Raw genomic sequence first — 18,095 nt, 5'->3', positions numbered from 1 at the left:
GACCGACACTGCGACCGACACTGCGACCGGGCACTCGACGAGCCGACCGGGGAGCCGGCCGGGAGTCGGTTGGAGCCGACCCGGGAGTCGGCCGGGGACCGGGCGGGAAGTCGGCCGGGGACCGGTCAGTCGTCGAAGGGCCAGGTGTAGCCGAGCTCTTCCGCACGCTTGCGGGTGCCGCCGCTCACCCGGCTGTAGCTCTTCGGATCCTCCTCGGCCAGCCGGCGCAGGGCTGCGGCGGCCTGCGCCTCGGGCGGGGTGCCGTCGTCCGGGACGGTCCAGCGGAACACGAGCGGATCCTCTTCCGGGCGCCCCGCGCCAAGTCCCGGCTGGTACCAGAAGTGCACCTGGGCGGTGTCCGGCTCCTCGTGGCCGGTGCTGATCCAGCCCCGGCGCGCATCCCAGCGGCTCAGCAGCTCCGGTCGTTCGACCAGCCCCGCCTTGATCAGCCGGGCCACGGTGCGGGCCGGCCAGGCCCAGGCCCGGTCCGCCTCCGCGCGGGCGATCTCCGCGTCGTAGGCGGTGGCCTCGAACCGGAGGACCGGGAGTTCGGGCGCGGGACCGCGGCTGCCCGGCGGGGGCGGCCGCCGCCAGTCCTCCCACACGACTTGGTCGCCGTCGCGGCGGATGGTGACATGGAGCGCGCCGCAGCACCCCTCGCTGCACCAGGCCTCCGCCAGCCGCACCCGGCGGGGCTCCGGGCCGGCCCGCAGCAGACCCTCGTCGAGGAGCTCCTCCGGACCGTGCGCGGGCCCGTGCGCGAAGACCGCCGGGACGAGGGGCCGCCCGTCGACGAGAATGCGGGTCTCGACGGGCGCCCGGTCCACGGGGTCTCCGGCCACGATCTCGACGCGCAGCCCCCTGTCGGGCGCGGCGGGACGCGCGAACGGCCGCCGTCCGGTACGCCGGATCCAGCCGACCCGGAGCCGCCGGGCCACGTCGGCCGGGCGCTCCGGATCGAGGCCGGCCGGGTCCTCCGGGTCGAGGCCGGCCGGGCGCTCCGGATCGAGGCCGGCCGGGCGCTCCGGGTCGAGGCCGGCCGTGGCAGTGGCGGTCCAGGAGGGCTCCGCCAGCAGTCGGCCGAGGGATCCGAGGAGCGTCTCGCGGCAGCCGGAGGGCCAGTCCAGCAGCGCTCCGGGGCCGCTGCTCAGATCGAGGGCGAGCGAGAGAAGCGTGGCGTGCTGTTCGACGGTCGGCGACAGGAGGCCGGCCCGGGTGACAACGGTTTCGTACACGGCGGGTGCCTCGCGGTAGGTGAGAAGTTCGGTCGTGTTGTCGCTCGCGCACCCCATCCGGACGAGCAGCCGGGCCGCCCGGGCGAGCAGGGCCGGATCGGCGGGATGCTCGGCGAGCAGGTCGGGCAACCGGGCGGCCTCCGCGATACGGCGGGCGGTCGTGGCGCCGAGGAAACGGGGTTCGGCCCGGAAGGCCACCAGCTCCGAGCGGACGGCCCGGTCGTCCCCCGCCCCCAACGCACGGACGAGCGGCCGTAGTTCGCCACGACTGACGGAGGTCACGAGCCACAGGACGGCGGCGGACCGGCGGTCGAGGGCGTCGAGGGCTTGGACGGCCGGCCCGGTGAGCGACCGGAGCAGGCCGAGGGTGGAGAGGTACGGGACGTCCTCGGGCTCGCCGAGGCGGGTGAGAAGGGCGAGGCCCGCGGTGACGGCGGGCACGGTGCTGCCGGTCCGGGTCAGTTGCCTGGCCAGTGCGCGCGCGGTGGCGTGCTCGTCGGCCGGCAGCGGCAGGGCGGCGACGGCCGACCGGATCAGATTCCGGTGGCGGCCCCGGACGCCGAGTTCGGCGAAGCGACGGTGCAGGGTGGCCGGATCCTCCGGCAGCGGGTTCAGTGCCTCCCGGACGACACCCGCCATCGCCCTGCGGGACAGCCGCGTCTCAGGGGGCTCCGAAGGGAGGTCGGCGGGAAAGTCGGTGCGAAGGTCGGCGCGGAGGTCGGTGCGGAGGTCGGCGGGGAGGTCGAAACCACGGCCGGGCGGGAGCCCGTCCGGCGACTCCTGCCTCAAGCGCCGTACCTGGTCGTACAGGGCGGGCGGCGGCACAGCCGGGGCGCTCACCGAGCGGTGGGGAACTCGATTCGGTAGGTCATGCGAAGGAGCCTGTCAGCCGGCACACGGCCTGTCGACGGAATTACCGGCACCACTGCGCACAGGTGCTTTCCGGCGTACTTTCAGCCGACGTGCGTCGCGAGGGCGGCCTCCACGGCGCCCGGCTCGGCGGTGTCGGACGCCCAGGCCGCATAGCCGTCGGGACGTACGAGCAGTGCCGTACGGCGGTCGCTCGCCCAGTGCGCCACGGCGAGCCGGTCCTCGCGGCGGGCGTCGGCACCGCGGTCGCCGCAGGCCCCCGGGGTGATCAGGACGAAGCGGCCGCCCCGCAGCTCCTCGTAGAGGCGGCCACCGCCGGCGAGCGCGACGTCCGGGACGCGGGTGCCGGTGAGCCGGTGGGCGCCGCGGGGAGCGGGGTAGCGGAAGCCGATGCCCGTGAGCTGACCGACGGCCATGCGGCGGACGGGAGCCGCGGCGCCGAGGAAGCCGGTCAGCGCGGCACGCAGGGCCAGCGTCCAGGGGCGCTTGGCCATGGCGAGGCGCACGATGCCGCCGCTGCTGCGCAGGACGGACCTGCCGACGGGGTGCCGTTCGGCCTGATAGGTGTCGAGGAGGTCGGCGGGCGCGTGACCGTTGACCACCTGGGTGAGCTTCCAGCTCAGGTTGGCCGCGTCCTGGAGCCCGGTGTTCATGCCCTGACCACCGGCCGGGGTGTGCACGTGCGCGGCGTCGCCGGCCAGGAACACACGGCCGACGCGGTAGGCGGGCGCCTGACGTTCGTCGCTGTGGAAGCGGGACATCCAGCGGGCGTCGTACATCCCGAAGTCACGGCCGAGGGCGAGCCGGGTGACCTCCTTGACCTCGTCGAGGTCGAGCGGCTCGCTGTCGGGGACGTCACGGGCGCGGTTCCAGCCGATCAGCCGGTAGTAGCCGTCGCCGAACGGCGCGAGAAAGGCGAAGGCGTCGCCGACGGCGTTGACGGTGAGCAGCGTCTCGGGCTCCTCCGCGAGCCTGACGTCCGCGAGAACCACGGAGCGGATGACGGAACGGCCCGGGAAGGGCAGTCCGATCGCGTCCCGCACGACGCTGCGCATGCCGTCGGTACCCACGACGTACGCGGCCCGCAGCTCTTCGCCCGGCACCTCACCGGCCGTGGCGGTGGCGGCAGCGGCAGCGGTATCGGCGGCGGAGGCGGAGGCGGCGTTGCGGACCTGCACGGTCACGCCGTCCGCGTCCTGGCTCAGGCCGGTCACCTCGGTCTCGTACCGGAACTCCACGCCCGCCTCGACGGCGCGCCGCCGCAGCACCTTCTCCACCTCGTACTGCGGTAGGACGAGGAGGTGGTTGAAGCGGGAGGGGAGCGTGTCGAGGGCGACGGTGAGGCCGCCGAAGAGGCGGAGCCGGTCGAGGGACCGGCCGGCCTGCTCGAGTTCGTCGGCGAGGCCGCGGGCGTCGAGCTGTTCGAGGGTGCGGGCATGCAGCACGAAGGCGCGGGAGAGGTTGCTGAGGTGGTGGGGGCGCTTCTCGACGAGGGTGACCGGGACACCGGCGGTGGCGAGGTCACCGGCCAGGAGCAGCCCGGTGGGACCGGACCCGACAACGATCACGGGACGGGGAGGGGTGCCTGTGGTGCCTGTGGTTCCAGTGGTGCCGGTCATCGTGACCTCCTGGGGGTGCCAACGCTTGTTGGTCAACGCTTGTTGGCAAACATAGAACCGCGGCGAAGTGAATGTCAACGCTTGTTGGCCTACAGATGTTGGCCTACGCTTGTTGGCATGCCAGACAGCAAGCCCCCCGGCTCCCCCCGCCGCTCCGACACCACCCGCACGGCCATCCTCGACGCCGCCCGCGAACGGTTCGCCGCCGACGGCTACGAGCGGGCGACCATCCGCGCCATCGCGCGGGACGCGAGCATCGACCCGTCGATGGTGATGCGCTACTACGGCAGCAAGGAGGGTCTCTTCGCGGCGGCCGTCGCCGTCGACCTGAAGCTGCCCGACCTCACCGCGCTTCCCCGCGAGGAGATCGGCCGGGCTCTCGTGACCCACTTCCTCGACATGTGGGAGGAGAACGAGGTGCTCACCGCGCTGCTCCGGGTCGGCGTGACCAACGAGGCCGGGGCCGAGCGGATGCAGGGCATCTTCCGCGACCAGCTCCTGCCGGTGGCCCGTACGGTCTGCCCCGACCCCGAGCAGGTCCCGGCCCGCGCGGCGCTCTGCTCTACCCAGCTGCTCGGGCTCGCGCTCACCCGCTACGTCCTGCGCTTCCCGCCGGTCGTGACGCTGCCACGGGAGGAGGCCGTCGCGTGGCTGGCGCCCACGGTGCAGCGGTATCTGACGGCACCCCACCCCTAGATCCCGGCCTAGCTCAAGTCCCGGCCGGGCTCAGGTCCCGGCCGGGCGGGGCGGGGCCCGCAAAACGCGTCGAGGGCGCCGGCTTCCTCCACGTACGGCATGCGCGTACGCGGAGGAAGTCGACGCCCTCGGGCCCGAATCCGGGCCGAAAATCAGGGGGCCTGCGAGCTAGGCCTTGGCCTTCGTCCGGCCCTTCACGGTGATGTTGGAGCTGGTGGTGTCGCCCCTGTCCTTCGACTTGTCCAGGACCCACACCAGGCCGGCGATCAGCAGGAACAGCCCGATGGGGGCCACCACATAGAGGCCCAGCGTCTCGCCGACGCTCAGACCCGGGCCGGGGTCGTCACCGTCGTCGCGGGTCAGCGCGAGCGCGGGGGACGACATGAGCAGCATCATCAGCGTCGTACCGGCAGCCAGGGCGCCGGCGCGCAGGGCGTTCTTCTTGTCCACGGTGCCCAAGTTAGCGAACGGTGTCGGGGAGCGCGCGCCCGGGGTGCCGTATGAGGCGCGGGGCACTCGCACGGCACCCCGCGGGACTGCCGCCGTCGCACCCCCGTCGCGGCTCGAGATCCCCCTCCTGCACCCGCCCAGGCTCCCGCTCAGGCTTCCGCAGAAGCTTGGGCAGAGGCTCGGGCAGAAGCTCGGGCCGTGGGGCTGCTTCCAGCCGGGTCGTGGTCGTGCTCTTCCCTCAGCACCTCGATCAGCGCCCGCAGCCTCGGCGAGGCCGCCAACTCCTCCAGGGTCAGCGGGCGGCCCGTCGCGTCCGCGATCGGCAGCCGCCAGTTCGGATACTGGTCCCAGGTGCCGGGGAGGTTCTGCGGGCGGCGGTCGCCGACGCCGTCCGGGAGCCAGACGCCGATCATGCGGGCGGGGGTGCGCAGCAGGAAGCGGTGGACGGCCTGGACCTCGGCCTCCTCGGAGGAGCGGTCACTGCCGCCGCCGGTGCCGGACAGCAGCCCGAGGCGGGTGAGCAGGCCCAGCCACTCCGCCGCGTCGTTGGCCGCCTCGGCGCGTTCCTCCTCCACGGGCCGGGTCAACAGGCCGAGCCGGTCCCGGAGTTCGACGTGCTCGCCGGTGAGCCGGGCGGCGGTGGACGGCAGGTCGTGCGTGGTGGCGGTGGCCAGACAGTCGTCGCGCCAGCGGTCGGGCGGCAGGGGGCGCCCGTCGCCGTCCCAGTCCCGTTCGAACCACAGCACGGAGGTCCCCAGCACCCCCCGTTCGCGCAGCGTCTCGCGCACGCCCGGCTCCACGGTGCCGAGATCCTCGCCGATCACCACCGAACCGGCCAGGGAGGCCTCCAGGACCAGGACGGCGAGCATGGCCTCGGCGTCGTAGCGGACGTAGGCGCCCTCGGTCGGCGGCTCGCCCTGCGGGACCCACCAGAGGCGGAACAGGCCCATGACGTGGTCGATGCGCAGGGCGCCTGCGTACCGGAAGAGGGCCTTGAGGAGCCGCCGGTAGGGGGCGTAGCCGGAGGCGGCCAGCCGGTCCGGGCGCCAGGGCGGCAGGCCCCAGTCCTGGCCGCGCGCGTTGAAGACGTCCGGTGGTGCGCCCACCGACATGCCGGCGGCGAAGTACTCCTGCTGCGCCCACGCGTCGGCGCCCTCGGGGTGCACGCCGACCGCCAGGTCGTGCACGATCCCGACCGGCATGCCCGCCTCACGGGCGGCGCGCTGGGCGGCGGTGAGCTGGGCGTCGGTGAGCCAGGCGAGGCGGGAGTGGAAGTCGACGCGGTCCATCAACTCGCCGCGGGCGCGGGTGGTCTCGGCGGAGCGCGGGTCCCGGAGTCCGGCCGGCCAGCGCCGCCACTGCGAACCGTGCACCTCGGCGAGCGCGCACCAGGTGGCGTGGTCCTCCAGGGCCTGGCCCTGCTCGGCGAGGAAGTCGCAGTAGGCGGCGCGCCGACCGGGTCCGAGCGGTACCCGGGCGACCAGCTCCAGCGCCTCCCGCTTCAGCTCCCACACGGCGTCCCGGTCGATCAACTCGCCCTTCTCCAGGACGGCTTCGCGCAGTCGTCCGGCGCGGTCGAGCAACGCGGACCGCGGATCACCGTCGTCCCGGACGTACGCGAACTCGGGGACGTCCTCGACCCGCAGATGCACCGGGTCCGGGAAACGGCGCGAGGAGGGCCGGTACGGGGAGGGATCGGTCGGGGTGCCGGGCACGGCCGCGTGCAAGGGGTTGACCTGCACGAACCCGGCGCCGAGCGCCCGCCCCGCCCAGGAGGTCAGCTCGCCCAGGTCACCGAGGTCGCCCATGCCCCAGGAGCGCCGGGAGAGCAGGGAGTACAGCTGGACGAGGAGTCCGTACGAGCGTCCCGTGGGCGTGGGCAGACGGGGCGGGGCGACGACGAGATGGGCGCGGCCGGTCCGCCCGTCGGGTGCGGTGACCGTCAGCTGATGCACCCCGAGCGGGAGTTGCTCGACGGAGTCGCGGCTCTCGCCCTGCTCGGTCTCCACCCGCAGGGCGGCGCCCTCGGGGAGGGCGGCGAGCGCTTCGCAGGGGCTTCCGCGCCAGCACACCACCGTCGGCGGCAGCAGCCGCTCGCGCAGCTCCCGTTCCCGGGCGGCGAGCGCGGCGCGTACGGCCTTCGGGGTGCCCGCGTCGACGCCGAGGGCGGCCAGGGCGCGGGAGACGGCACCGGCCGAGGCCGTCACCGTGCGGTCCGGGGAGGGCTGGTAGGAGGTGGCGACGCCGTGCAGCGCGGCGAGCCTAGCGAGCTCCTCTCCGGGGGGCGCGGTCATCTAGGGCCTCGTGGAGTCGGAGTCCGTGACGGCGAGCGGCGGCTCGCTGGTCAGGGGCTCGGCGTCGGGCAACGGAGGTTCGCTGGTCAGCGGGGGTTCGGCAGAGGTCCCCTCGGCGCTGAAGGCGCCGAGCCAGGGGTCCTCGAACTCGACGGGGGTGGCGGCGGACGGCTCCGCCAGGCGTTTGGAGCGGGCCGGTGCGATCACGGTGGCCTCCTCATCAGTACGGCATCGGATACCCCAGCCCTACCCAGCGGACGCGGGGACAGACGTCCTCACGTCATTACACGCCGCCACCCCCTCCCGCGGCCCGCGCCGACACGGCGGACCGGCGCGCCGAAACGACGACGCCCGACTGCGCACGACGAACAAGCCCGCCCTGCGGGAGCCGACCTCACCCCCGCCAGCCCTCAGCCCTCCTCCGACGACCCTCCGACGACCCTCAGACCGCCCTCCGACGGCCCTCAGGCCGCCCTCAAGCGCGCAGAGCGGCGTCGAGATCGCGCATGAGCTCTCCCACGCGTCCGCCTCCGGGAGGTGCGGCCGGCAGCCGGCCGAGCACCGCGGCGACCGCCGGCGGCGCGTGCTGACACGCCCATTCCAGGGTTCCCACACCGGCAGCGGGGCTCCTCACCGTGGCAAGGTCCCCCACGGTGACAGGCCGGGCCTCTCCCGCTGCCGAGTCCCCCGCCGCCAGCTCCTCCGCTCGCGCCGCGTGTGCCGCCGCACCGAGAACGTGCTTCACCTGATGCGCGTTCGCCAGAGGATGCAGATACGCGGCGGCGGCCGCATGACTCGCCGCTCGTGCCGCGTCGGCCGCGGCGGGTGAGGCAGGTGAGGCAGGTGAGGCGGCTGAAGCAGGTGCGGCGGCGTCCTGTGCCGCCCGGTACGCCGCCCACGCGCTCTGCCGCAGGGCGCCCGTGCGCCGGCCGCCCCCGGCGAAGGCCTCCGCCGCTTCGACGGCCTCGCGAGGGCGCGGGTCCGCGGGGAGGCTCTGTTCGAACAGCGGCAGCGTTCTGCGTGCGCAGCGGGCCGCGTAGCCCGCGATCTCCCGCAGTTCGTGTTCGCTCAGCTCGATCTTGTCCGACTCGGTGGGCACGGCTCCATCCTGCCGCCGCCCGGACCTCGCCCACCAGACCGGGGCGACGACGATGCGGCTCCGGGGACACAGGGGACCCCCGGAGCCGGTCGCGCCCGGCTCGGAGGCCGTGGTGACGCGGTGCGAAGGCGCGGGCGACGCAATACGAAGACCCGGATCGTCAGGCGGAGATGCCGTCGATCCGGGCCAGAGCGTCGTCCGCGCCGTACGGCTGCAAGTACGGCAGCCAGCGCGGGTCCCTATGCCCGGTGCCGATGATGCGCCAGGCGAGTCCGGAAGGGGGAGCGGGTTTGTGGCGCAGCCGCCAGCCGATCTCGACGAGGTGCCGGTCGGCCTTGGTGTGGTTGCAGCGACGGCAGGACGCCACGACGTTGTCCCACACGTGTTTGCCCCCGCGACTGCGCGGGACGACGTGGTCGACGCTGGTTGCGACGCCACCGCAGTACATGCACCGGCCCCCGTCCCGGGCGAAGAGCGCCCGACGGGTCAGAGGTACGGGCCCCCGATAGGGAACCCGGACGAATCGCTTGAGCCGGACCACGCTGGGTGCGGGGACTGTGACGGTCGCGCTGTGCAGGAAGGCGCCGGATTCCTCGAGGGAGATCGCCTTGTTCTCCAGGACGAGGACGAGCGCGCGGCGGAGCGGTACGACGCCGAGCGGCTCGTACGACGCGTTGAGGACCAGGACATGCGGCACGGATGCCTCCTTGGGCGTCGGCGGCGCGTGGCTCGCGCCGGGACGATCTGTGGTCAGTCTCCCCTCTTGCCTGGTGACCGCGCCACCATGTGCCGGTAACGGGCTGGGAGTGTTTTCGACCACACCCTGTTGTCTCCCCAGGATCATGGCCTGTTCAAGCCCAGGTGAGGACCGTCTCTCCTTCACGGAACTCGCCGAACCACACACAATGCCCCGTTAGTGTGGTGGTTCTGCCCGTCCGGTGACCTTTCCGTGACCTCGCAGCGCGTGTCGCCCTTGACCGCCGCACCGAATGGAGCAGTGCAGCACCTGGAGGTACCTGCCGTGTCCTTGCCCGCCGTCCTATTGGCCGCCGACGCGTCACCGTCGCCGACTCCCTCGGAGTCGCCGACCGCGGTGACCGTCCCGTCCCTCCAGGACGCCCAGGAGAGCGCGACGAACGCGGCCAGCTGGGTCGAGCAGAACTGGTCGACCTGGCTGGCGATCGGTCTGCGCGTGCTGCTGATCCTGGTGATCGCGGTGGTGCTGAGAGTGGTGGTGCAGCGGGCGATCACCAAGCTGATCGACCGGATGAACCGCACCGTCTCCTCGGTCGACGGCACGGCGCTGGGCGGGCTGCTGGTCAACAACGAGCGGCGGCGTCAGCGTTCGCAGGCGATCGGCTCGGTGCTGCGTTCGGTGGCGAGTTTCGTGATCCTCGGCACGGCCGCCCTGATGGTGCTGGGCACCTTCGAGATCAATCTGGCCCCGCTGCTGGCCTCCGCCGGTGTCGCGGGCGTGGCGATCGGTTTCGGCGCGCGCAACCTGGTCACGGACTTCCTCTCCGGTGTGTTCATGATCCTTGAGGACCAGTACGGCGTCGGTGACCAGATCGACGCGGGCGTGGCGACGGGCGAGGTCATCGAGGTGGGGCTGCGCGTGACGAAGCTGCGCGGCGCCAACGGTGAGATCTGGTACGTGCGCAACGGCGAGGTCAAGCGGATCGGCAACCTCTCGCAGGGCTGGGCGACGGCCGGCGTCGACGTGACCGTCAAGGCGTCCGAGGACCTCGACCTGGTCAAGGCCACCCTGGACGAGGTCGCCGAGAAGATGAGCAAGGAAGAGCCCTGGAACGAGCTCCTGTGGAGCCCGATCGAGGTGCTCGGCCTGGACAGCGTCCTGCTCGACTCGATGGTCGTCCGCGTCTCCGCGAAGACGATGCCCGGCAAGGCCCTGGCCGTCGAGCGGGAGCTGCGCTGGCGCGTCAAGCGCGCCTTCGACGCGGCCGACATCCGCATCGTGGGCGGCGCGACCGCCCCCGTCACGGAGGACCCGGCCGACCCGACGGCCGCGGTCGCGGCCCCGTCGGTGTTCGCCAACGCGGACTCGCCCCAGTCGGCGGCGGCGACACCGATCGCACAGCCCCGGCCGGTGACCCCGGCGAAGTAGCCCGCACTCCGGAAGGCCGCACCCGGCGAGATCCGGGTGCGGCCTTCCGGCGTCCACCGGGCCCTGCCGACCTCCCGGCGACCATTCCGACGACCTTTCCGACCACCTTTGCGCCCCCGAAGTAACGACTCTGTTGCCTCGGGGGCGTTTCCCCTTTCCCTCCTTGACGTCCCCTTCGTGACGGGTCTACGTTCCTGCCAGCCGATAGGAAACTTTCCTAACAGTGACCGGATGTGGACTTGCGTCCGGCGTACTTGAGAAGCTGGGCAGTTCAGAAAGGCAGGTGTCGACCCCATGGCAGGAATCGCCGGTACGCCGGGCACCCCGCGCGTCCTGCGCGCCATGAACGACCGCGCCGCCCTCGACCTCCTGCTGGCGCACGGCCCCCTGTCCCGCACCCGCATCGGCAAGCTCACCGGCCTGTCGAAGCCCACCGCCTCACAATTGCTGGCCCGGCTGGAGGCGGCGGGACTGGTGCTCGCGACCGGCACCACCGAGGGGCGCCCCGGCCCCAACGCCCAGCTGTACGAGGTCAATCCGGCCGCCGCGTACGCCGCGGGGCTCGATGTCACGCCCGAACGCGTCCTGGCCGCCGTCGCCGACGCCACCGGCCGCACCGTGGGCACGTTCGAGGTGCCCACGCCCGGCCGGAAGACCGCCGACGCCGTCGTACGGCAGGTCACCGACGCCCTCGACGGCGCGGTGAAGGCCGCGGGCCTCACCCGGGACGAGGTGCGACGGCTGGTCGTCGCCACCCCCGGCGCCTTCGACCCCACCACCGGTCGTCTGCGCTACGCCTCCCACCTGCCCGGCTGGCACTCCCCCGCGCTGCTCGACGATCTCGCCGCGGCCCTGCCCATGCCGGTCGAGTACGAGAACGACGTCAACCTCGCCGCCGTCGCCGAGCAGCGCCTGGGCGCGGCACGCGGCCACGAGGACTTCGTCCTGCTGTGGAACGAGGGCGGTCTCGGCGCCGCCCTCGTCCTCGGCGGCCGACTGCACCGCGGCTGGACCGGCGGCGCCGGCGAGGTCGGGTTCCTGCCGGTTCCGGGCGCACCCCTGGTCCGGCAGGTCACCAAGGCCAACAGCGGTGGCTTCCAGGAGCTGGCGGGCTCCCAGGCCGTCCCCCGGCTGGCCCGGGAACTCGGCATCACCGACCTCCCGTCCGGACCGTACGCCGAGGCCGCCGCCGCGCTCGTCGGGCGGGCCGCCGCCGAGGACACCGCCCCGCACCGGCAGCTGCTCCAGACGTACGCGACCCGGCTCGCGACCGGTCTCGCCTCGCTGGTCTCCGTACTCGACCCCGAACTCGTCGTCCTCAGCGGCGCCTCACTGACCGCCGGCGGCGAGGTGCTGCGCGCCCTCGTCCAGGACGAGCTGGAGGAACTGGCCGCGTCCCGGCCGAAGCTGGTCATGGGCGACGTCACCGAACGGCCTGTGCTGCGCGGCGCGCTGGAGAGCGCGCTGGCGGCCACCCGCGACGAGGTCTTCGACACCTCGCGCTAGCCGCACCACCACCCCCTCCCCCGGACCCTCACCTCACCCCGCTCCACCCCGCTCCACCTCACCTCACCGCATTCCACTCACCCTGCCCTGTCCCTGGAAGGCTCCGCCATGCCCACACGCATACCCGTAGTCGTCCGAAAGGCGGCTTTCGCCCTCACCGCCTCCACGGCCCTCCTGCTCAGCACCACCGCCTGTACCGGCCAGTCCGCGACCGGATCCGACGACGACGCGTCGAAGGAGACGACCCTCACCTTCTGGCACGCCTGGAGCGCGCCGAACGAGGTGAAGGCCGTGAAGTCGCTGATCGCGGGCTTCGAGAAGGCACACCCCAACATCCATGTGAACGTCGTCGGCAACATGACCGACGACAAGATCAACCAGGCGCTGCGCGCGGGCGGCACCAAGGCGCCGGACGTCATCTCGTCGTTCACCACCAACAACGTCGGCAAGTTCTGCTCGTCGGGCGCCCTCGTCGACCTCAACCCCTTCTTCGAGAAGGCGGACATCGACCCGTCCACGACCTTCCCGAAGGCCATGAACGAGTACACCCAGTTCGACGGCAACCGCTGCGCCGTGCCGCTGCTGGGCGACGCGTACGGCCTCTACTACAACAAGACGGCGTTCACGAAGGCGGGCATCACCACTCCGCCCAAGACCTGGTCCGAGTTCGCGGCCGACGCCAAGAAGCTGACGATCACCCAGGGGAACACGTTCAAGCAGCTCGGCTTCATGCCGAACTACCACGGCTGGGAGACGACCACCGAGCACTACCTCGGCCAGTTCTCCCCGACGTACTTCGACACGGCCGGCAAGTCGACCATCGCCACGGACCCGGCCGTCGCCTCCGCCTTCACCGTCCAGAAGAAGCTCGTCGACGACCTCGGCGGCTTCAAGAAGCTGGAGACCTTCCGCTCCACGCTCGGCGACGAGTGGGGCCCCAAGCACCCCTTCCAGACCGGTCAGGTCGCCATGCAGCTCGACGGCGAGTGGCGCCTCGGCATGGCCCTGGAGGCCAAGCCGGACTTCGAGATCGGGGTCGCCCCGCTGCCCGTCCCGGACGACCAGGCGGCCCAGTACGGCAAGGGCTACATCACCGGCACCATCGCCGGCATCGCCGCCACCAGCAAGAAGCAGAACGCGGCCTGGGAACTGGTGAAGTACATGACCACCGACACGGACGCGGTCGTCGCCTTCTCCAACGCCATCCACAACGTGCCGTCCACCCTGGCCGCCCTGAAGTCCCCGGACCTGAAGTACGACGCGCGTTTCAAGACGTTCCTGGACATCGCCGCGAACCCGGACTCGACCACCTCCCCGGCGTCGATCAACGGCGGCGTCTACCTCACCACCGTGCAGCAGCTCGGCTACGACTACGAGAGCGGCAAGGTCACCGACCTGAAGGCCGGCCTGAAGAAGGCGGCGGCGCAGATCGACACGGACATCGCGCAGGCGAAGTAGCGATGACCACCCACACGTTGAGGGCGAAGCACCGGCGCTCGGCACTGCGCACCCTCGCCTTCCTCTCTCCCTGGCTGATCGGTTTCGCGGTCTTCTTCGCGTACCCGATGATCTCGACGGTCTACTTCTCGTTCATGCACTACGACGGCTTCAAGCCGCCGACGTGGAGCGGCACGAAGAACTGGACGTACGTCTTCGAGCACTATCCGTTCTTCTGGCCGGCCCTGCGCAACACGCTCTGGCTCGTCGTGATCATGGTGACCCTGCGCGTCCTGTTCGGACTCGGGATCGGCATGCTCATCACGAAGATCAAGACCGGTACGGGTGTCTTCCGCACCCTCTTCTACCTGCCCTACCTGGCCCCGCCGGTGGCGGCCACCATGGCCTTCGCCTTCCTCCTCAACCCCGGCACCGGCCCGGTCAACTCGATCCTGGAGAGGATCGGCATCCCGGCGCCCGGCTGGTTCAACGACCCGAGCTGGTCCAAGCCGGCCCTCACCCTGATGTTCCTGTGGGGGGTCGGCGACCTGATGGTCATCTTCATGGCCGCGCTGCTCGACGTACCGAAGGAGCAGTACGAGGCCGCGGAACTGGACGGCGCTTCGGCCTGGCAGCGGTTCCGGTTCGTCACCCTCCCCAACATCTCGCCGATCATCATGTTCGCGGTCGTCACCGGCGTGATCGCGGCGATGCAGTGCTACACACAGCCCCTGGTCGCCGGAAAGGTCGCCTCGGGTGTGATCCAGGGCGCGGGCACCATGTTCGAGCCCGGCTACCCGGAGCACTCCACCCTCACCCTTCCCCAACTCGTCTACAACCTCGGCTTCCAGCGCTTCGACTACGGCTCGGCCTGTGTCGTGGCCCTGGTCCTGTTCGCCCTGTCGATGGCGTTCACCGCGCTGTTGATGCGGCGCCGGGGCGGTCTCATCCAGGCAGGTGACTGACCCCATGACCCAAGTACTGGACCGGCCGGCGGAGTTGCGGACGCCCTCCTCCCCCGCCGAGCGCACCGCCCGCCGCAGGGCCCTGCTGGAATGGATCGCGGTCCACTCCCTCGGCCTGGCCGCGGCCCTCTTCTTCACCCTCCCCTTCGTGTTCGTGTTCCTGACGTCCCTGATGAGCGACTCCCAGGCACTCAGCCGGGACCTGATCCCGCACACCTGGGAGTGGGCCAACTACCGGAAGGTCTTCGACACCCCGGGCTTCCTCACCTGGTGGCGGAACACGCTGATCTACGCCGGACTGGGCACGGTCCTCACCGTCGTCTCGTCCGTCCCCGTGGCGTACGCGCTGGCCAAGTTCCGCTTCCGGGGCCGGAATCTGACGCTCATGCTGGTGATCTCGATGATGATGCTGCCCCCGCAGGTGGTCGTCATCCCGATGTACCTGTTCTGGGCGAAGCAGCTGGACCTGTCGGGCACCCTGTGGCCGATGATCATCCCGCTGGCGTTCGGCGACGCGTTCTCGATCTTCCTGTTGCGCCAGTTCCTGCTGACCATCCCGAACGAGTACCTGGACGCGGCGAAGGTGGACGGCTGCGGCGACCTGCGCACCCTGCTGAAGGTCGTGCTGCCGATGGCGAAGCCCGGCATCGCCGCCGTCGCCCTCTTCCAGTTCTTCGCCGCCTGGAACGACTACTTCGGCCCGCAGATCTACGCCTCCGAAAATCCGAACGCATGGACCCTCTCCTATGCCCTGGAGTCCTTCAAAGGCGCGCACCACACCGACTGGAACCTCACCATGGCGGCCACCGTGCTGGTCATGGCCCCCGTGATCCTCGTGTTCTTCTTCGCCCAGAAGGCGTTCGTCGAAGGTGTCACCCTCACCGGAGTAAAGGGTTAACAAGCCATGAAGCCACAGACTCCCGGGGGACAACCCCCGGCCCCCCGGCCGGCGAACACCGCCACCGCCACCCGGAAGCGAGGCGCACACCGGTGAAACTCACCGTGGTCGGCGGCGGCTCGACCTACACACCCGAACTCATCGACGGCTTCGCACGCCTGCGGGACACCCTTCCCGTGGAGGAACTGGTCCTCGTCGACCCGGCGGCCGACCGCCTGAACCTCGTCGGCGGCCTGGCCCGCCGCATGCCACAGATTCCCGGGGGACAACCCCCGGCCCCCCGGCCCATGAACACCGCCCCCGGCACCCGGAAGCGAGGCACTCGCCAGTGAAACTCACCGTGGTCGGCGGCGGCTCGACCTACACACCCGAACTCATCGACGGCTTCGCACGCCTGCGGGACACCCTTCCCGTGGAGGAACTGGTCCTCGTCGACCCGGCGGCCGACCGCCTGAACCTCGTCGGCGGCCTGGCCCGCCGCATGCCACAGACTCCCGGGGGACAACCCCCGGCCCCCCGGCCGGCGAACACCGCCACCGCCACCCGGAAGCGAGGCACTCGCCAGTGAAACTCACCGTGGTCGGCGGCGGCTCGACCTACACACCCGAACTCATCGACGGCTTCGCACGCCTGCGGGACACCCTTCCCGTGGAGGAACTGGTCCTCGTCGACCCGGCGGCCGACCGCCTGAACCTCGTCGGCGGCCTGGCCCGCCGTATCTTCGCCCGGCAGGACCACCCGGGGCGCATCGTGACGACGTCCGACCTGGACGCGGCCGTCGAGGGTGCCGACGCCGTGCTGCTCCAGCTCCGCGTCGGCGGCCAGGCGGCGCGCGAGCAGGACGAGACGTGGCCGCTGGAGTGCGGCTGCGTCGGGCAGGAGACGACGGGCGCGGGCGGCCTCGCGAAGGCGCTGCGGACCGTCCCCGTGGTCCTGGACATCGCCGAACGGGTGCGCCGGACCAACCCGCACGCCTGGATCATCGACTTCACCAACCCGGTCGGCATCGTCACCCGCGCCCTGCTCCAGGCCGGCCACAAGGCGGTCGGCCTGTGCAACGTGGCGATCGGTCTGCAGCGGAAGTTCGCCGCCCTGCTCGACGTCACCCCGGCCGACGTCCACCTGGACCACGTCGGCCTCAACCACCTCACCTGGGAGACCGGGGTACGGCTGGGCGGTCCCGAGGGCCAGGACATGCTGCCGGGCCTCCTGGCCGCCCACGCCGACACGATCGCCGCCGACCTGCGCCTGCCCCGCGTACTCCTGGACCGGCTGGGCACGATCCCCTCCTACTACCTGCGCTACTACTACGCGCACGACGAGGTCGTACGGGAGCTGCGCACGAAGCCGTCCAGGGCGGCGGAAGTGGCCGCGATGGAACGCCGGTTGCTGTCGCTGTACGCGGATCCGGCCCTGGACGAGAAGCCGGAGCTGCTGGCGAAGCGCGGCGGCGCCTACTACTCGGAGGCAGCGGTGGACCTGGCGGCGGCACTGCTGACCGGCTCCGGCAGCCCGTACCAGGTGGTGAACACGCTCAACAACGGCACGCTGCCCTTCCTCCCCGACGACGCGGTGATCGAGGTCCAGGCGGCGGTGGGCCCCAAGGGTCCGTCCCCGCTCCCCGTGCCGCCCCTCGATCCGCTCTACAGCGGCCTGACGGCGAACGTGACGGCGTACGAGGACCTGGCCCTGCAGGCGGCCCTGCACGGCGGCCGCGACAGGGTCTTCAAGGCCCTGCTGTCCCACCCCCTGGTCTCCCAGTACGAGTACGCCGAGCAGCTGACCGACCAGCTGATCGCACACAACCGGGAGCATCTCGCGTGGGCCTGACGGCAAGCGTGCTCGCCATCGACGCGGGCAACAGCAAGACGGACGTCGCGGTCGTGGCGGCCGACGGAAGGGTCCTCGCCACGGCCCGTGGCGACGGCTTCCGCCCGCCCGCCGTGGGCGTGACGGCGGCGGTGGACGCCCTGGCCGACACCGTCACGCGCGCGTACACGGCGGCCGGCGTCGACTCCGCCGTCCATGTCTCGGCCTGTCTGGCCAACGCCGACCTGCCGGTGGAGGAGGAGCAGCTGGCGGCGGCCCTGCACGCACGCGCGTGGGGCACCTCCGTGGACGTCCGCAACGACACGTTCGCCATCCTGCGGGCGGGCGTCGCCGACCCCCGGGGGGTGGCCGTCGTCTGCGGTGCCGGCATCAACTGCGTCGGCATGCGCCCCGACGGCCGCACCGCCCGCTTCCCGGCCCTCGGCCGCCTCTCGGGCGACTGGGGCGGCGGCTGGGGCCTGGCCGAGGAGGCGATATGGCACGCGGCGAGGGCGGAGGACGGCCGGGGAGGACCGACCGTCCTCACCGACGCGCTCCCGTCCCACTTCGGCCTGCCGTCCATGTACGCCCTGATCGAGGCCCTCCACCTGGAGCACATCGCCCCGTCCCGCCGCCACGAACTGACCCCGGTCCTCTTCGGGGCGGCGCGGGACGGGGACGCGGTGGCGCGCACGATCGTCGACCGACTGGCGCAGGAGGTGGTGTCCATGGCGACGGTGGCCCTGACCCGGCTGGACCTTCTGGAGGAGGAGACACCGGTACTTCTGGGGGGAGGCGTTCTCACCGCGGGCCACGGGCAACTGGACGACGGGGTACGGGAACTCCTGGCCGCGCGGGCGCCGAAGGCGGTGGCGAGCGTCGTACGGGAGCGCCCGGTGCTGGGGGCCGCGCTGCTGGGCCTGGACCGGCTGGGGGCGGACGCCGACGTGCAACGAAGGGTGCGCAGCCACTTCCACGCGGGGTGAGTGACCGCATGCGCCCCCGAACACAACACGGGCCCCCACGAAGGAACCGAACACCCACCCGACGCGTATTCATGGACAGGGGTGACTGCGATCTGATCAAGATCCA

General features: G+C 72.0%; 16 protein-coding genes and 1 pseudogene. 10 read left to right on the top strand and 7 right to left on the bottom strand.

Features of this window, described 5'->3' with window-relative positions:
• Positions 1 to 125 precede the first annotated feature (125 nt).
• Together OG933_RS28260 and OG933_RS28255 are read right to left on the bottom strand one after the other, a co-directional pair.
• Positions 126 to 1,874, bottom strand: coding sequence for a hypothetical protein (locus OG933_RS28260; protein WP_405633544.1), 1,749 nt, complete (start codon positions 1,872 to 1,874; stop codon positions 126 to 128).
• Between the two features lie 314 nt (positions 1,875 to 2,188).
• Positions 2,189 to 3,724: an FAD-dependent monooxygenase gene (locus OG933_RS28255; RefSeq protein WP_405629419.1), complete on the bottom strand. Its 1,536-nt coding sequence runs from the start codon at positions 3,722 to 3,724 to the stop codon at positions 2,189 to 2,191.
• A 117-nt stretch (positions 3,725 to 3,841) separates the two neighbouring features.
• Between OG933_RS28255 and OG933_RS28250 the strand changes: the two genes are divergently transcribed.
• Entirely contained in the window at positions 3,842 to 4,420 is a 579-nt protein-coding gene (locus OG933_RS28250; RefSeq protein ID WP_054240026.1) for a TetR family transcriptional regulator, read from the top strand.
• Positions 4,421 to 4,588: 168 nt separating this feature from the next.
• On the opposite strand, the gene OG933_RS28245 is transcribed toward OG933_RS28250, so the two are convergent.
• The 5 genes from OG933_RS28245 to OG933_RS28225 all read right to left on the bottom strand — a co-directional run bounded on the left by OG933_RS28245 (position 4,589) and on the right by OG933_RS28225 (position 8,960).
• Complete coding sequence (locus OG933_RS28245; RefSeq protein WP_362525293.1) at positions 4,589 to 4,870, bottom strand: hypothetical protein; 282 nt, start codon at positions 4,868 to 4,870, stop codon at positions 4,589 to 4,591.
• A gap of 149 nt (positions 4,871 to 5,019) precedes the next feature.
• Positions 5,020 to 7,164 (bottom strand): 4-alpha-glucanotransferase, encoded by a 2,145-nt coding sequence (malQ, locus tag OG933_RS28240; RefSeq protein ID WP_405629417.1) that lies wholly within the window; start codon positions 7,162 to 7,164, stop codon positions 5,020 to 5,022.
• Complete coding sequence (locus OG933_RS28235) at positions 7,165 to 7,371, bottom strand: hypothetical protein (protein ID WP_405629416.1); 207 nt, start codon at positions 7,369 to 7,371, stop codon at positions 7,165 to 7,167.
• 268 nt (positions 7,372 to 7,639) lie between these two features.
• Positions 7,640 to 8,263: a putative immunity protein gene (locus tag OG933_RS28230; protein ID WP_405629415.1), complete on the bottom strand. Its 624-nt coding sequence runs from the start codon at positions 8,261 to 8,263 to the stop codon at positions 7,640 to 7,642.
• Between the two features lie 160 nt (positions 8,264 to 8,423).
• On the bottom strand, positions 8,424 to 8,960 hold the full coding sequence (locus tag OG933_RS28225; RefSeq protein WP_062650383.1) for an HNH endonuclease: 537 nt from the start codon (positions 8,958 to 8,960) through the stop codon (positions 8,424 to 8,426).
• 324 nt (positions 8,961 to 9,284) lie between these two features.
• Between OG933_RS28225 and OG933_RS28220 the strand changes: the two genes are divergently transcribed.
• The 9 genes and pseudogenes from OG933_RS28220 to OG933_RS28180 all read left to right on the top strand — a co-directional run bounded on the left by OG933_RS28220 (position 9,285) and on the right by OG933_RS28180 (position 17,989).
• A complete protein-coding gene (locus OG933_RS28220; RefSeq protein WP_362525302.1) occupies positions 9,285 to 10,388 on the top strand; it encodes a mechanosensitive ion channel family protein in 1,104 nt (367 codons plus the stop codon).
• 294 nt (positions 10,389 to 10,682) lie between these two features.
• A complete protein-coding gene (locus OG933_RS28215) occupies positions 10,683 to 11,894 on the top strand; it encodes an ROK family transcriptional regulator (protein WP_020127879.1) in 1,212 nt (403 codons plus the stop codon).
• Positions 11,895 to 12,002: 108 nt separating this feature from the next.
• Positions 12,003 to 13,352, top strand: coding sequence for an ABC transporter substrate-binding protein (locus OG933_RS28210; RefSeq protein WP_362525307.1), 1,350 nt, complete (start codon positions 12,003 to 12,005; stop codon positions 13,350 to 13,352).
• Positions 13,353 to 13,354: 2 nt separating this feature from the next.
• Complete coding sequence (locus OG933_RS28205) at positions 13,355 to 14,296, top strand: carbohydrate ABC transporter permease (protein ID WP_057600141.1); 942 nt, start codon at positions 13,355 to 13,357, stop codon at positions 14,294 to 14,296.
• Positions 14,297 to 14,300: 4 nt separating this feature from the next.
• Positions 14,301 to 15,194 carry a carbohydrate ABC transporter permease gene (locus tag OG933_RS28200; RefSeq protein WP_362525311.1) on the top strand — a complete coding sequence of 298 codons (894 nt, stop codon included), beginning with the start codon at positions 14,301 to 14,303 and terminating at the stop codon, positions 15,192 to 15,194.
• 92 nt (positions 15,195 to 15,286) lie between these two features.
• Positions 15,287 to 15,442, top strand: a pseudogene (locus OG933_RS28195) (6-phospho-beta-glucosidase); the annotation flags it as partial.
• An 80-nt stretch (positions 15,443 to 15,522) separates the two neighbouring features.
• Positions 15,523 to 15,762 carry a hypothetical protein gene (locus OG933_RS28190; protein WP_405629413.1) on the top strand — a complete coding sequence of 80 codons (240 nt, stop codon included), beginning with the start codon at positions 15,523 to 15,525 and terminating at the stop codon, positions 15,760 to 15,762.
• A complete protein-coding gene (locus OG933_RS28185) occupies positions 15,759 to 17,024 on the top strand; it encodes a 6-phospho-beta-glucosidase (RefSeq protein WP_405629412.1) in 1,266 nt (421 codons plus the stop codon). Before OG933_RS28190 ends, OG933_RS28185 begins: the two co-directional genes overlap by 4 nt.
• Positions 17,015 to 17,989 (top strand): BadF/BadG/BcrA/BcrD ATPase family protein, encoded by a 975-nt coding sequence (locus OG933_RS28180; RefSeq protein WP_362525316.1) that lies wholly within the window; start codon positions 17,015 to 17,017, stop codon positions 17,987 to 17,989. Before OG933_RS28185 ends, OG933_RS28180 begins: the two co-directional genes overlap by 10 nt.
• Positions 17,990 to 18,095: the final 106 nt, after the last annotated feature.

Source organism: Streptomyces sp. NBC_00016 (genome assembly GCF_045040885.1).
GTDB lineage: Bacteria > Actinomycetota > Actinomycetes > Streptomycetales > Streptomycetaceae > Streptomyces > Streptomyces coriariae.
The sequence above is the reverse complement of the archived record's forward strand: the minus strand, read 5'-3'. Positions and strand labels throughout refer to the sequence as shown.

Bases quoted from the DNA above. Each gene is read 5' to 3' on its own strand.
- OG933_RS28260 (WP_405633544.1), bottom strand. From the start codon at position 1,874: ATGGCGGGTGTCGTCCGGGAGGCACTGAACCCGCTGCCGGAGGATCCG.
- OG933_RS28255 (WP_405629419.1), bottom strand. From the start codon at position 3,724: ATGACCGGCACCACTGGAACCACAGGCACCACAGGCACCCCTCCCCGT.
- OG933_RS28250 (WP_054240026.1), top strand. From the start codon at position 3,842: ATGCCAGACAGCAAGCCCCCCGGCTCCCCCCGCCGCTCCGACACCACC.
- malQ (WP_405629417.1), bottom strand. From the start codon at position 7,164: ATGACCGCGCCCCCCGGAGAGGAGCTCGCTAGGCTCGCCGCGCTGCAC.
- OG933_RS28215 (WP_020127879.1), top strand. From the start codon at position 10,683: ATGGCAGGAATCGCCGGTACGCCGGGCACCCCGCGCGTCCTGCGCGCC.
- OG933_RS28210 (WP_362525307.1), top strand. From the start codon at position 12,003: ATGCCCACACGCATACCCGTAGTCGTCCGAAAGGCGGCTTTCGCCCTC.
- OG933_RS28205 (WP_057600141.1), top strand. From the start codon at position 13,355: ATGACCACCCACACGTTGAGGGCGAAGCACCGGCGCTCGGCACTGCGC.
- OG933_RS28200 (WP_362525311.1), top strand. From the start codon at position 14,301: ATGACCCAAGTACTGGACCGGCCGGCGGAGTTGCGGACGCCCTCCTCC.